General features: G+C 44.2%; 9 protein-coding genes and 1 pseudogene. 4 read left to right on the top strand and 6 right to left on the bottom strand.

Annotated features, from left to right (window positions below; translation table 11 throughout):
- Positions 1–25: 25 nt before the first annotated feature.
- Positions 26–475, bottom strand: coding sequence for a flavodoxin (locus D791_RS10525; protein ID WP_036511323.1), 450 nt, complete (start codon positions 473–475; stop codon positions 26–28).
- A 203-nt stretch (positions 476–678) separates the two neighbouring features.
- Between D791_RS10525 and D791_RS10520 the strand changes: the two genes are divergently transcribed.
- Positions 679–1,725, top strand: coding sequence for a CobW family GTP-binding protein (locus D791_RS10520; protein WP_036511322.1), 1,047 nt, complete (start codon positions 679–681; stop codon positions 1,723–1,725).
- A gap of 6 nt (positions 1,726–1,731) precedes the next feature.
- On the opposite strand, the gene D791_RS21455 is transcribed toward D791_RS10520, so the two are convergent.
- The 4 genes from D791_RS21455 to D791_RS10500 form a co-directional block, all read right to left on the bottom strand.
- Positions 1,732–3,255: a diguanylate cyclase gene (locus D791_RS21455; RefSeq protein WP_157682322.1), complete on the bottom strand. Its 1,524-nt coding sequence runs from the start codon at positions 3,253–3,255 to the stop codon at positions 1,732–1,734.
- A complete protein-coding gene (locus D791_RS21450) occupies positions 3,222–3,767 on the bottom strand; it encodes an ABC transporter substrate-binding protein (RefSeq protein WP_157682320.1) in 546 nt (181 codons plus the stop codon). Before D791_RS21450 ends, D791_RS21455 begins: the two co-directional genes overlap by 34 nt.
- A gap of 178 nt (positions 3,768–3,945) precedes the next feature.
- The gene (locus D791_RS10505; protein ID WP_036511316.1) at positions 3,946–4,155 is read right to left on the bottom strand and encodes a cold-shock protein; all 210 of its coding nucleotides are present in this window, start codon (positions 4,153–4,155) and stop codon (positions 3,946–3,948) included.
- Between the two features lie 534 nt (positions 4,156–4,689).
- Entirely contained in the window at positions 4,690–6,912 is a 2,223-nt protein-coding gene (locus D791_RS10500; protein WP_337588630.1) for a YgiQ family radical SAM protein, read from the bottom strand.
- Between the two features lie 239 nt (positions 6,913–7,151).
- On the opposite strand from D791_RS10500, the gene D791_RS10495 reads away from it, so the two are divergent.
- The 3 genes and pseudogenes from D791_RS10495 to D791_RS10485 all read left to right on the top strand — a co-directional run bounded on the left by D791_RS10495 (position 7,152) and on the right by D791_RS10485 (position 11,680).
- Positions 7,152–7,373, top strand: coding sequence for a DUF2061 domain-containing protein (locus D791_RS10495; RefSeq protein ID WP_036511314.1), 222 nt, complete (start codon positions 7,152–7,154; stop codon positions 7,371–7,373).
- 134 nt (positions 7,374–7,507) lie between these two features.
- Positions 7,508–8,623 (top strand): efflux RND transporter periplasmic adaptor subunit, encoded by a 1,116-nt coding sequence (locus D791_RS10490; RefSeq protein ID WP_051514423.1) that lies wholly within the window; start codon positions 7,508–7,510, stop codon positions 8,621–8,623.
- Positions 8,623–11,680, top strand: a pseudogene (locus D791_RS10485) (efflux RND transporter permease subunit). The gene D791_RS10490 and the pseudogene D791_RS10485 overlap by 1 nt, the downstream one beginning before the upstream one ends.
- Here the strand turns inward: D791_RS10485 and D791_RS18980 are convergent.
- Entirely contained in the window at positions 11,677–14,442 is a 2,766-nt protein-coding gene (locus D791_RS18980) for an EAL domain-containing protein (RefSeq protein ID WP_051514422.1), read from the bottom strand. The pseudogene D791_RS10485 and the gene D791_RS18980 sit on opposite strands and share 4 nt — an antisense overlap.
- Between the last annotated feature and the right edge of the window lie 65 nt (positions 14,443–14,507).

Genomic DNA, 14,507 nt, shown 5'->3' with positions numbered 1-14,507 from the left:
ATGTCGTCCTTATTTCCAAAACGGCTTACGACAAATGCTTGACCCACTCTTTGACCCAATCAAGTGCCACACCTTCGGGATCGGCAGTCTCACATGCATCAATAAATAAAACGTCACCTAAACGTTTGGCTTGTAACTCCTGCAAGAGCTCATCCAGCATACGACCCGCATCAGCAAAGCTATCATATGAGCTGTCTCCCAATGCAATCACCCCATATTTCCGATCAGGCATGAGCGGAAACTCATCTTTTAACGATTGATAGAAAGGGTAAATATTATCAGGCAGCTCGCCCTGCCCAGTTGTCGAGGTACAAACCAACCAGACGGCTTCAAGATCCTGCCGCAGCTCCGCCAAGTCAAAACTCGAAAACACTTCGCTTTCGTGTCCTTGCCCTCTCAAAAACTCAGCACATTCTTCAGCCACTGATGTACTGTTGCCGTATACAGATCCTACTAAACATACAACCTTCGTCATTCACTCTGCCCTCTCAACAATGATACTAGCAATAATAATGGATTCGTACTCGCCATAACACATTAAAAATGCACGGGTATTTGATTAAAAGAGCTAACAAAGGCGAACAATGCTCTCTTCATAGGTGCGTCAAGCCATCTTGCAAAACACCTATCAATGCCTCAGAATTGTTACTTTATAACACTTTAATAGCCTAGGTAATTATGCAAAGAATTACAAAAGTGCCCACCAATATCATCACTGGATTTCTCGGCAGCGGAAAAACAACGGCGATTAATCAACTCATTAAACAAAAACCAAAAGATGAAGTCTGGGCTATTTTAGTCAACGAATTTGGACAAATCGGTATAGACTCCGCATTGATGGCAAATGAAGATAATCTTCATATTAAAGAGCTTGCTGGTGGCTGTGTTTGCTGTACGCTAGGCCCTAGCTTAACGATCACACTGGCCATGCTGTTAAGAAGAGTGAAACCCCATCGACTCATTATCGAACCCACAGGACTTGGTCATCCTGCTGGGATTGTCGATGTGTTAACCGGTGTTTCATTCGAAGAAGCGATCGACTTACGCTCCATTATTTGCGTACTCGACCCTGCCGTCCTTGAACACCCAGGCATCTTGGCCAACCCTATTTTCACCGATCAACTTAACCTTGCTGATATTGTGTTAATTAACCGATGCGATCTGAGTCCAGCCAGCCTTTGCCAAGAAGCCCAACACGCCTGCGAAAACCTCTTCCCACCCAAAGAGTCTGTACTTAGAACACTTTTTGGTGTTTTTCCTTTGAGCTTGCTCGACAACCCACGTCAGTCTTTTGAAAGCATGGAGCCTTACACACGCCATGCAGATACACAAAATGACGCGGTTCACCACGCGTCTAACGGACAACAGACGTCCTTGGCCTTTTCACCTCAGCATGCAGAACCCAAGCCTATGCCCGGAAAGCCGATTCGTAAATCTCATGCGCATGACGGAATACAGACCTATGGTTGGATTTTTGATGCAAAGGACAAATTTGAGTTTGATTCCCTCAAAGCCGAGTTAGACCAAATGACAGATTTAATGAGGTTAAAAGCCGCAATCAACATTGGACACACTTGGGTGAGTTACAACCGCGTTTTCCAAGATGCATCAGTACTTCCACTCGCATGGAGGAAGGATTCCCGATTCGAGATCATCAGCAACACTACACTTGACGCTGATGAAATCGAACAAAGTTTGATCAAACATATTACATCGACCCCATAACCTTCACTAACTGATCATGGCAGGCATTTGACGACGAACACAATTCCTGCCTGCGGCTTTCGCCGCATAGGCCGCTACATCCGCTCTCTTGTAGATACTCGACACCGTCTCCAATGGTTCACACTGGACTACACCAAAGCTTGCTGTCACTGGAATATACACACCTGAGATTTCAAGAGGGTACTCAGAGACATGCTCTCGTAGACGCTCTGCCAAATAATGGGCTTCTTCCAGAGCCGTATCAGGTAAGAGTATTCCGAACTCCTCACCGCCTAAGCGCCCTATCGTATCCATTTCCCGTATTTCATCTTCTAGAAGCTTGACAACTTGACGTAAGACTTCATCACCAATGGAATGGCCGTATCGGTCATTGATCTTTTTAAAGTGATCAATATCCAACACTATTAAGCTCAGAGGTGTTCCATGCCGGCGAAAACGTGCTGTTTCATACTGTAGTTTTTCGAAGAAAATTCGTCTATTTTTAACACCTGTCAGAAAATCCATGCTCGCTAAATTTTTTAATTCAATATACTGTCGATGACGATCAGTGATATCTCGTGTTGAACCATAAATCGTTGCGATAATGCCTGGAGCCGAAAAGAAAAACTTAATGGTCGACTCTACCCAAACCTGACGGCCCAATTTACATTGAATTTCAAACTCGAACAGTTCATCACACTCCGAGCCTGTACGACCGGCTTCGTTAATTTGAGTAATTTCCTGAATTCGCTGCGCTAATTGGCGACGAGTATCGGCATTGATCAAATCTGAAATGGGTTTATTCAACACCTCATCGACTTCAAATCCCGTCAAACGCTCAACAGACGGACTCACATAAGTCATTTTAAAATTTTCATCCATCACCCAAATGACATCATGCATACTGTCGGTAATTAAGCGTAAACGTGACTCCGTATCTTTGCGCACACGAATTTCTGTTTTAAGATTTTGATTCAAACGGTGCTGACGATAAATCATCACCATGAATAAACACAACACCAATAACGTTAATGTTGAGACAAACTTCAACCAATCAGGGATGCGCACAGTGTCCATTTTGGGTGGCACAAACGCGTCTAAATGAAAAGGTCCAGGTAAGAGATTTAATGAATCATAGGTATCCGCAATCATTTGCCATCTGACAGGGTTTGAATGGCCTATTCCGATCAAATCTGGCGATATTAATGTACGGATGTGTTGTGCTTCATAGAGCAAATGCTCACGACTTCGATTGACACCGTAAGTATTTAAAAGAAGGTCAACAATCTCCTCGGGATGCTCTAACGCATACCGCCAACCCTGCAAGCTTGCCTCGACAAATGCTTGAACCATTTGCGGTTGTTGTACATAAAGCGCACGACTCGTAAAAAGGGTATCACCGTAAAAATCAATGCCAGAATCAATCGGATGCAGCACTCTAACAGGGTTACCACTTTGCTGAATAACAAAGGGCTCATCCGTTATACGCACAGCCATTGCAGCCACATCCCCCGTGATCAAGGGCGTAATGCTTGGAACATGCCTAACCAATTGAAAATCATCTGGTCCAAGTCCTTCTTGGCGCAAAAAACATCGATCGATGAAGTCTCAGCACCCAACATAATTCGCTGATTGGTCAGTGCCGCTAACGAGGTAAAATTTGTATCCCGCAATGTGATGAGTGCCATCGCAGAATGTTGAAAAATTGGAGCCAACGCAACAACTTCATATCCAGCAGCATGATCAATGACCAGCTCAGAGCCTGCAATTCCAAAGTCAATACGACGCTCAGCGACAGACTCAACCGTACGCTGCTCGCCCCCCGCTTCAAGGATCTCAACACTGAGACCTGCCGCTTGATAAAAGCCTTTATGCACAGCCGCATAATATCCAGCAAACTGAAACTGATGGCTCGACTTTAATTTCAAACGAACGCGCTCATTTGCACTTAAAGTAGCCGAAGAAATAAAAAACACTAAAAAAGCAATCAGCCATACAAACGGCTTTAGATATTTAGAGTTAAAGCGGGAAGATAAATGGGGTTCATCCATTGAAATCAACAAGCTGGCCTCCATGCTTATTTAACAATCGGTTAATCCTATAACCCAATGTATCGCAAGTCCAGACATTTGAGCGACGAAGACCTGAAAACTTCTCAGGACAATTAAGATTAAACATATAAAAAATCATAAAAAAAGTGGGCGCATAAGCGCCCACTGTCTTCAAACTGCGCAGTGTTATTTAGATAACAGTTACGTTCTCAGCCTGTGGGCCTTTCTGACCCTGAGTTACTTCGAAAGTAACCTGTTGGTTTTCTTGTAATGAACGACGACCTGTGCCGTTGATTGCACGGAAGTGTACAAATACATCCGGACCGTTTTCCTGCTGGATAAAACCGAATCCTTTCTCATCGTTGAACCATTTTACGGTGCCGGTAACTAGCTGTGACATGTGTAGCCTCTTTCTTTTACGTAATTGCCAAATATTGGCATTTTTCCTAAAGACCAGTAAATTCTGATCCGGTTTCTGTTCTAGTGACTGCTTTGCAGTGACTCTGAACGCTGTTTAATTCTATAACCTAAATGTTACAGAATTGAATTCTCTGTTTAAGCATAGACGAAAAAATTTGCTTTTCCAGTAATGAATCGAAAAAAATTGTTAAAAAAGAATTTTGTTTCAGAAAATATTCAGGGAAGGCAGGAATTTTTAACGACTTGCTGGATGCACGTTGGATGTTTAAGAAAAATTTAGCTAAAACGCATGAAACTAGGCGATTGCCTTGAGTGTGTTCAAATTTAGCTTTAATAGTATTTACGTGCATCAAATCTTCTATAACTTAATTCCAGCAACATTGCTGGCCACCCCGGTGAACCATTTCACGGTCGCTCCGTGATTCAACACAGACACCCCCCGGGAAGTGTCTGATAAAGTCACTATACACCGCTTTAGATTAATTACAATCTAAATGTGACGAAAAATTTAAAATCATCGTGGGCGCCGTATTGTTGATTTCCGAGCTTTGGGCGCAGACGCTCCGCCCCCTACTCTCGGTGGCAAACCCGTATGCTGAGTTAAGATTCGCCCCTTCGCTGTTCTTGCCGCACCTGGACTATTTTTTCGGCGATGGCTTCGGTATTCCGATGCAGAGCTGTCTTCCGAGGGGATCAGTTGATGATCAGCTGATCCAATTAAGTCCGCACGACCCATCTGCACTAATGCGTCGCGTAAAAGTGGCCAATTGTCCGGATCATGCCAACGCAAAAATGCCTTATGCAAACGACGCTGCTTTTCACCTTTGGCGGTTTCCACCCGCTCAGCCGATTTTTTGTAGCTCAAGCGGCGCAAGGGGTTTCGTCCCGTGTGATACATGGCAGTCGCTGTAGCCATCGGCGAAGGATAGAAGGCTTGTACCTGATCTGCCTTAAAGCCATTGCTCTTTAACCAAAGTGCTAGATTAACCATATCTTCATCGGTTGTGCCAGGATGCGCGGCAATAAAGTAAGGTATCAAATACTGATCTTTCCCGGCTTCTTTCGAAAAGCGCTCGAACATTTTTTTGAACGCATCAAAGGAGCCGATACCCGGTTTCATCATTTTATCCAGTGGGCCTTGCTCCGTATGCTCAGGCGCGATTTTCAAATATCCACCCACATGATGGGTCACCAACTCACGAACGTACTCAGGATCTTCAACGGCTAAGTCATACCTTAAACCCGATGCAATAAGAATTTTTTTAACCCCTTTTATTTTCCGAGCATCCCGATAGAGTTGAGTTAATGCCGAGTGGTCTGTATTCAGGTTAGAGCAAATCCCCGGATAGACGCAGGATGGTTTACGACAGGCCGCTTCTATTTCTGGACTTTTACAAGCAATGCGGTACATGTTCGCTGTAGGGCCACCCAAATCGGAAATAACACCTGTAAATCCAGGAACCTTATCACGAATCTCTTTAATTTCTTGAATAATAGAGTCTTGAGATCGATTCTGGATAATACGCCCCTCATGTTCAGTAATCGAACAGAAGGTACAACCACCAAAACATCCCCGCATAATATTGACGGAAAAACGAATCATCTTATACGCAGGTATCTCTGCCTTTCCATACATAGGATGTGGAACACGGGCATAGTTCAAACCAAACACAAAATCCATTTCTTCCATGCTAAGCGGGATAGGCGGTGGGTTCAGCCAAACTTCTTGGTCACCATGCAATTGCACCAAGGCTCGTGCATTCCCAGGGTTGGTTTCCAGATGAAGCACCCGACTCGCGTGGGCATATAAAACAGGATCTTGAATGACTTTTTCAAATGACGGCAGACGGATAACCGTTCTTGATCGATCCAGTTTTGGCTTGGGCAATATGTGCAATACTTGCACTGAATCATCGACCTCAGGCGTCGTGCTCGATTTCTCCAACTCACACTGAGGCAAATCTCGGGTATTCACATAAGGATTAATAATTTTATCAATCTTACCGGGACGGTCAATGCGAGTGGAGTCTATCTCCATCCACCCTTCCGGCGTATCTTTACGAACATAGGCCGTCCCTCGAATATCACGTAATTGATCCACCGGTTCACCGGCTTCTAAGCGCTGCGCCACTTCAATTATCGCGCGTTCAGCATTGCCATACAGCAACAAGTCGGCACGCGAATCCAATAAAATTGAGCGCCGAACTTTGTCCTGCCAATAATCGTAATGCGCAATACGGCGCAAGGATGCTTCAATGCCGCCCAGTATCAGGGGCACATCTTTGTAGGCCTCTCGACAGCGCTGACTGTAGACAATACTGGCTCTATCAGGGCGTTTTCCTGCAACATTGCCCGGCGTGTACGCATCATCCGAACGAATTTTTCGATCTGCCGTGTAACGGTTGATCATTGAATCCATATTACCGGCAGCAATGCCAAAAAACAGACGCGGACGTCCCAACACTTTAAACGCGTCAGCACTGTGCCAATCAGGTTGCGCAATAATGCCAACCCTAAATCCTTGCGACTCAAGTAAACGCCCAATGATGGCCATGCCAAATGAAGGATGATCGACGTAAGCGTCCCCCGTCACAATGATCACATCGCATTCAGACCAACCTAACCTGTCCATTTCCTTGCGCGTCATCGGCAAAAACGGTGCGGGGGTGTTTCGATTTGAACTCTGGTTGGGTGTGTTACGTGTGTTGCGATGGATAGGAGGAGCTGAGAGCATCATGTTAGCGGAACTGCCTGAAAGGTTTGTCATGTGACCATTATAGCGATTAGTGGCGCATTCGTCTTGGAAATATGGAACAAGACGATGAAAGCCGCCTCTCTTACAGGTAAATTTTCAATAACTATCGACGACATATAGTTAATTAATTTTAACTAACTAAATCTCTGCACGATAATAGATTCAAGAACAGCGCAAACGCGTGAATCGCCAGCCATTTTCACTGCATTCGGGGCATTACTATGAAAAAGACATTCTCATTTGCCATTTTACACTTTACCGTTGCCTTCGGTGTTGCCTACGCATTAACGGGTGATTTAGTGATCGGTGGAGCCGTTGCTTTAATTGAACCAGCCGTTAACACCCTTGCCTTTCATTTTCATGAGAAAGTGTGGCGTCGAGTCGAACAAAAACAGGTCAAAGTCGATGATCCGTCATCAAAGGGGGATAAATGCATCGCTTAACTGAATGTACGATAGCCACCGGCGTCTTGTCAGCGGATGAAGTGGGATCAAACGACACATCCTTTTCAACTATATTAACGCTCTGCAAATCTTGCTATTCTGACCTGATGATGATTTGGTCGGAATAGCAATGAATGGACTTAAAAGACGCTCAACTCTCCCCTAAACGTCGGGGCTTGGTATCGATTATCGCAGCAGGTCTTGCCTCTCTTTTACTGATTATCTGGATTATGTCTGGCAACACCTATCAATCTGTTGATCCAGACCAGCTTCAAGCCAAGGAGGTTGAGTCAACCGTCTCAAACCTACCTAAAGTTCAGACGCATCAAGTTGCAGCAAAGACCTTTACTCCGACACTGATCTTGCAAGGTACCCTTTCTCCATATTATCAAGCTCAGGTATATGCACGCACCTCTAGTCAAATCCAAGAGCGTCCCGCAACATTAGGGCAATGGATTGAACAAGGAGACGTTCTGGTGCGACTGGATCCAGAAACCAGACGCACGCTAGTCCAGAAAGCAGAAGCTGATGTCCATTTACACCGCTCTGAACTCGAGGCCGGTGAGCGCTTATTTAAGAACAGATTATTATCTGAGCACGAAAAACTACGTTTAAAAGCCACGGCGGCCGCCAGTGAGGCGGCTCTAGCCGATGCAAAACTCGCCCTTGCACACACACAAATAAACGCCCCTATTGCAGGATTTGTAAACTCACTACCGTTCGAAATTGGCGAGTTGGTTCAATCCGGTGATGTGATTGCAACCCTTACAGACACACGTAATCTCAAAGTAAAGGCTTACGTTGCACAGCAAGATGTCGGGCGTATGGGCGTCGGAAACCCTGTAAAGGTCACTCTCTTAGATGGACATACATTCGTTGGTGAAATTACGTTTATCGCGAACCTTGCCGATACGGCCACTCGTAGTTACGCAATCGAAGCCAAAATTAACAACCCCGAAGGCCTTCGCATTGCTGGAGCGAGCGCGACTTTAGAGATTTCCTTACCGGAGGTTTTAGCCCATCGTATTCCGCCTTCCCTATTAAGCCTAGACCCTTCAGGCCAGGTTGGCATTTTAGGCGTGAATAATGAGCAGGTGGTTGTTTTTCACCCTCTCACGCTCATCAGCTTTGATACGGAGTATGCTCGGGTTATCGGCCTGCCGGATACTCTAGAAATCATTACGCTTGGAGCTGGCTTCACGCAACCCGGTGACAAAGTTGAACCCCATTTGCAAGAGAGTCCCCTCTGATGGAGCAGATCATTCGTGCCGCTATCCAGCGTTCAAGGGCCACTCTTTTACTCTTTATATTTATCCTGTTGGGAGGAGTCGCGGCGTACCAAGCGATTCCCAAAGAAGCCAACCCAGATGTTGTCATTCCTATGATGTATGTGTCCATGGCACTTGAGGGCATTAGCCTGATGACAGCGAGCGCCTTCTCGTTCGCCCCATGGAGCAAGAGCTTCGAGCACTGCAGGGGGTACGGAAAATGACCTCAATTGCCAGTGAAGGTCATGCATCGGTTATGCTTGAATTTGACGCAGGCTTTGATCCTCACAAAGCGCTGCAGGACGTTCGACAAAAGGTTGATACAGCTCGCACCAAGCTTCCGTCTGAGGCGGATGAACCAAGGGTGCACGAGATTAATGTTGCCTTGTTTCCTGTCATTTCAATTGCGCTGTCGGGGCCCTTCCAGAAGCTCAATTGATCTATTTAGCGAGACAACTAAAGCTTGCGATTGAAGGAATTCCCGAGGTTCTTGAAGTTGATATTGCCGGTGATCGAGATGATTTATTGGAAATAATTGTGAACCCACAGGTCCTTGATCAGTATCAAATTGATTATTTTCAATTATTTAATTTAGTGTCCAATAATAACCGATTGGTTGCCGCTGGCAGTTTAGACACAGGGTCTGGCCGAATGGCCCTTAAAGTACCCGGCATGATCGAGTCGTTACAAGATATTTTAAGCATGCCCGTCAAGGTAGAAGAGGACCGAGTTGTCACATTTTCAGATATTGCAACCTTAAGGCGCACCTTCAAAGATCCAACTGGCTTTGCACGCATTAATGGTCAGCCCGGTTTAGTCTTAGAAATCAGCAAGCGCTCAGGTGCCAACATCATTGATACCACCGCGCATATTCAATCCGTTATTGAAGAAGCCCGCATGATACTTCCTGACGATGTTGATTTGAGAATCCTCATGGATCAATCCATTGAGGTACGCGACATGCTCAATGACTTATTGAATAATGTCATGACAGCCGTCGTGCTTGTGTTGATCTTAATCATCGCTTCCATGGGGTTTCGTTCAGCATTAATGGTCGGATTAACCATCCCAGGTGCGTTTTTAGCGGGGATACTCTTAATTTGGACGCTAGGGTACACCCTGAACATTATCGTACTCTTTTCATTGATTCTAGTTGCAGGCATGTTGGTCGATGGTGCCATTGTTGTCAGTGAGCAAGCCGATCGTTATCTCAAAGAGGGGCAATCACCCGCAAATGCTTGGCTTAATTCAGCGCACCGCATGAGCTGGCCTATCATCGCATCCACGGCCACCACCCTGTCTGTTTTTGTTCCGCTCCTGTTTTGGCCCGGCGTTGTCGGAGAGTTCATGAAATACCTTCCTGCAACCGTTATACTATGCTTACTCGCCTCACTGGTCATGGCGCTGATCTTTTTGCCCACAATGGGTGCCGTAATGACACGCCCCATCAAAACGTCATCAAGCGATATGGCGTTGCACAACCCCATGAGCCGTCTCTATCGGTGCATACTTGGACGTTTGTTAAAAGCGCCCTTTTTAACCCTATTGGGTATGATGTTGGTCATTACCCTTATTTTTATCACATACAGTCGCTTTAATCATGGCGTGGAGTTTTTTCCAGATATTGAACCAGACTCATTACAATTGCAGATTAGAGCACGGGGAGATTTATCCGTTTACGAGAAAGATATCCTTGTAAAGCAAGTTGAGGATCGACTGATCAACCTAGCGGAAATAGACTCTATTTATGCACGCACCTTTGCCTCCGCCTCCTCTCAACAAGGTGAGGACGTTATTGGCGTCCTCCAGTTCAAATTAATTGAATGGCATCAACGCCGAACCTCTTCCCACATTATTCAATCAATGCGGGATTTAACATCTGATCTGGTTGGCATTGAACTTGATTTTCGCAAACAGGATATGGGACCAGGTCAAGGGAAACCCTTTCAACTAGAGGTAAGTGCAAATGATATCACGTTAATACATAATGCACTTGATACCCTCCGTGCCCGCATGGAAAGCATTGGTGGATTTATCGATATTGAAGACAATCGTTCCCTACCTGGGATTGAATGGCGTATCGAAGTAGATCGAGAAGCCGCCGCTCGACTTGGAGCAGATGTTCTCTCAGTAGGGAATGCCGTGCAACTGGTTAGCCATGGTTTAATGCTCGCTACCTATCGCCCAGAAGACGCGAATGACGACGTTGATATTCGAGTCAGGTTACCTTTGCACTGGCGGTCAATTGACCAATTGACTCGTCTCACCCTGAATACGCTTCGTGGGCAAGTACCTATCTCACACTTCGTTCAAGTGGTTCCTATGCCTAAAACGGGCTCTTTACACCGTGTGAATGGACAAAGAACCTTAACGCTTCAGAGCGACTTGGCTGAAGGCTCGCGTTTAGATGAACGCTTAAATGAGCTCAGACCCTATCTTAACGAGCTGCCCGACGGGGTCTCGATCAACTTGGCAGGTGAAGATGCTGACCAGCAAGAAGCGGCCATATTTTTAATGAGCGCCTTCATCATCGCTATTTTTTTGATGGCGTTTATTCTTGTCATCCAATTCAACAGTCTATTTCAAACCTTCCTTGTCCTCAGCGCGATTCTTCTTTCCACAGCTGGCGTACTATTAGGGTTATTGATTAACGGCCAATCCTTCGGAATCGTAATGGTTGGCATGGGGATTATTGCACTTGCCGGTATCGTGGTGAACAACAATATTATTCTAATTGACACCTTTAATCGTTTACGACGTGAAGGAACCGACCCCTATCAAGCAGCATTGGAAACAGGTTGCTTAAGATTACGCCCGGTTCTTCTAACGTCCATCACGACCGTGCTTGGATTAATGCCGATGGTTTTAGGTGTCAACGTTAATTTGTTAGAACCTAGCCTCGGGATAGGCGCACCTTCAACACAATGGTGGATGCAGTTATCGAGCGCCATTGCTGGTGGATTAACCTTTGCCACACTCTTAACACTATTGCTAACACCCTGTTTACTTTTACTGGGTTGCCGAATCTTTAAAACTTAGCTCAACTGGTTTTCAAACGTCTCAAGCGATGCCATAAACTCCTTTAAGGAAACAGGACGACCAAACAAATAGCCTTGGTAAAGTAAGCAACCATAACTTGCAAGGAGTATTCTTTGATCTTCTTGCTCCACGCCCTCTGCGATAACTGATAAATGCAGACTTTTTGCCAAGGACACAATGGTCGATGCAATATCGGCATCTTGTGTGTCGGTTAACAAATCTCTAACAAAGGTTTTATCAATCTTTAATTGATCCAATGGGAGACGTTTTAGATAGGATAACGAGGAATAGCCTGTGCCAAAATCATCCAACGCAAACGTGACACCGATTGCTTGTAGCGCTCGCATTTTTTCAATGGTGTCATCGATGTCATCTAACAACATACTCTCTGTGATTTCTAACTTCAGCTTGCTGGGATCAGCCCCTGTTTTAGAAATCGTGCTTTTCACTTTTTCAACAAAATCATGTGTCCGAAGCTGATGAGCGCTAATGTTAACAGCCAAGGTCAATCCCTGAGTCAACGTATGAGCAGCCCAACCTGCCAATACTTGGCAGGCTTCCACCAAAACCCAGTCACCCAAGGGAATAATGAGCCCGGTTTCTTCTGCTATAGGAATAAACTCATCTGGTCGAACCATACCTTTCACAGGGTGCATCCAACGCAAAAGGGCTTCAGTACCCACACGTTCACCATGATGGTTAACTTGAACCTGGTAGTACAATAAAAAGTCCTTATTTTGAATACTACTGCGAATATCATTTGCAAATTCAGCATATTCCATTACCTTGGTTTGCATTTCTGGATTGAAAAATCGATAGGTATTCCGTCCTGCCGACTTTGCTTGATACATGGCTAAATCAGCCTGTTTTAGCAGTTCATCAACTCCTTCAGCATCCCCAATAAATAAAGCAACCCCTACGCTTAAAGTACTATGATGTTCAACATTTGCAATAGAGTAGGGTTGACCCAAACTCGTGAGGATTTTCTTACAAAGAAGATCAATGTGATTCGATGCTGATTTTTCATTTTCGCCGACATCTTCCAGCAAAATAATAAACTCATCACCGCCTATCCTTGCGACTGTGTCTGTACGTCGAATACAGGTTTGTAATCGTTCTGAGGTTTTCACCAATAGCTGATCACCTGCATCATGACCCCGCGTATCGTTTAGGGTTTTAAAATCATCTAAATCCAAGTACAAGAGCGCACCATAGGTGTTCGTTCGCACGCTGGACAATACCGCTTTTTTTAAACGATCCATCAGAAGTTGGCGATTTGGCAACTGAGTCAACTGGTCATAAAAAGCCAACTGCCTAATTCGATTCTCCGCAGCTTTACGCTGGGTAACGTCATTCAGGGTCACAACATAATTCAGAACTTTACCCGTTACATCACTCATAACCGCCGTGATACTAATCCACTGTAAATACTCTTCCCCATTCTTTTTTTGATTCCATATTTCACCCTGCCATTTCCCATCAATCAATAGTTTTTTACTCATTTCTTTGTAAAAATGGTCAGTATATTTATTAGACTTAAGCTGACTTAATGACTTACCGATCAACTCATCTGACTGAAATCCTGTTATATCTGTGAAGGCCTGATTATTCCGGAGAATCACTTGATTGCGATCCGTTACCAACATACCTTCACTCGATTCAAAAACAGTTGCAGCAATATTTAAATCTTCAACCATACTCTGCATGGCTTCACTGACTTGATTATATTCGTATACATCTGTGGGCGTGAACTCAACCCCCCTCATTCCTTTTTTTATTGATTCTATATAGCTCATCATGTTATCAATTGCCCGTTTATGGGTAAAATGTAAAATAGAGCCTGCCATAAATAGCAACAATAAGAACCCACCTGATAGTAGTAAAAAAGAGCGCCAGTACTCAACATAAATTGAGTCAAATCGATTTCCAGCGACACCAAGTTCCAGCCATATTGGGGTTATAATTTTATCTAGACTTAGAGTCTCTTTGATAAAAAAAACATCATTGTCATACCAAAGAACATCATCAGATGTTACAGTTTTTCGTGTTAACTTCGAACCATTTACCTGTGGATGACTGTCAAATATTACTGATTTTTTGGTACCTATCCTTAAAACATCTAAATCAGCTCTTGCAATTACATCTTGATGAAAAATTTTATTATTTCCTATTGCAAATCCCGCAAAAATATAACCTTTCAGCTGAATACTTGCTGGATCAAAAACAGGGACTGCCTTTAATAATACAGAAATCTCTTCATGCTCCAATAATGTCCATTTGTTTGTAAACAATATAGGTGAATCTATATTTTCCAATATAGGATCAATTTTATAAAGTGGAATACCAGCATCAAATAAAAGAGATCCAGAATGGTCAACAAGAAAAAATATATCTAAACTTGCACCAATTACCGAGTCTTGAAACATAAAAATCATATCATCCGTGATAGATTCAACGGTCGTGTTTTCACTGATATTAGAATTTGGCATGAAATTTCGGCTTGAAGTGATTGTATGCAAATACACATCAAGAAGATTTATTCGATTCTCGACCATGCTTTCAATAGTGCGCTGACGCTGCAATAAACTCTGCTTAATATCTTCCTCAAATTTAGATTTAGCTGTTTGAACAGAGTATCCCATTGATAAAATTAAGGTTAAAAAACCCAACAATCCAAATATTAGAGTAATTCTAGTTGTAAACTTAAGCTCCCAGCGTTTGCTCGAACCTCGCTCACTTACCTGCTTACCATCATCACTCATCAGTATTGACCCCGACTTCAACAACTCAAATCAACACCCAGACATGATTGTTGCTACTAAAATTT

Origin of the sequence: Nitrincola nitratireducens (assembly GCF_000585235.1) — a bacterium.
Lineage (GTDB): Bacteria > Pseudomonadota > Gammaproteobacteria > Pseudomonadales > Balneatricaceae > Nitrincola > Nitrincola alkalisediminis.
The sequence above is the reverse complement of the archived record's forward strand: the minus strand, read 5'-3'. Positions and strand labels throughout refer to the sequence as shown.

What these genes read in the sequence shown, in the direction of transcription:
- D791_RS10525 (WP_036511323.1), bottom strand. Translation starts at nt 475, where the DNA reads ATGACGAAGGTTGTATGTTTAGTAGGATCTGTATACGGCAACAGTACA.
- D791_RS10520 (WP_036511322.1), top strand. Translation starts at nt 679, where the DNA reads ATGCAAAGAATTACAAAAGTGCCCACCAATATCATCACTGGATTTCTC.
- D791_RS10505 (WP_036511316.1), bottom strand. Translation starts at nt 4,155, where the DNA reads ATGTCACAGCTAGTTACCGGCACCGTAAAATGGTTCAACGATGAGAAA.
- D791_RS10500 (WP_337588630.1), bottom strand. Translation starts at nt 6,912, where the DNA reads ATGATGCTCTCAGCTCCTCCTATCCATCGCAACACACGTAACACACCC.
- D791_RS10495 (WP_036511314.1), top strand. Translation starts at nt 7,152, where the DNA reads ATGAAAAAGACATTCTCATTTGCCATTTTACACTTTACCGTTGCCTTC.
- D791_RS10490 (WP_051514423.1), top strand. Translation starts at nt 7,508, where the DNA reads ATGGACTTAAAAGACGCTCAACTCTCCCCTAAACGTCGGGGCTTGGTA.
- D791_RS18980 (WP_051514422.1), bottom strand. Translation starts at nt 14,442, where the DNA reads ATGAGTGATGATGGTAAGCAGGTAAGTGAGCGAGGTTCGAGCAAACGC.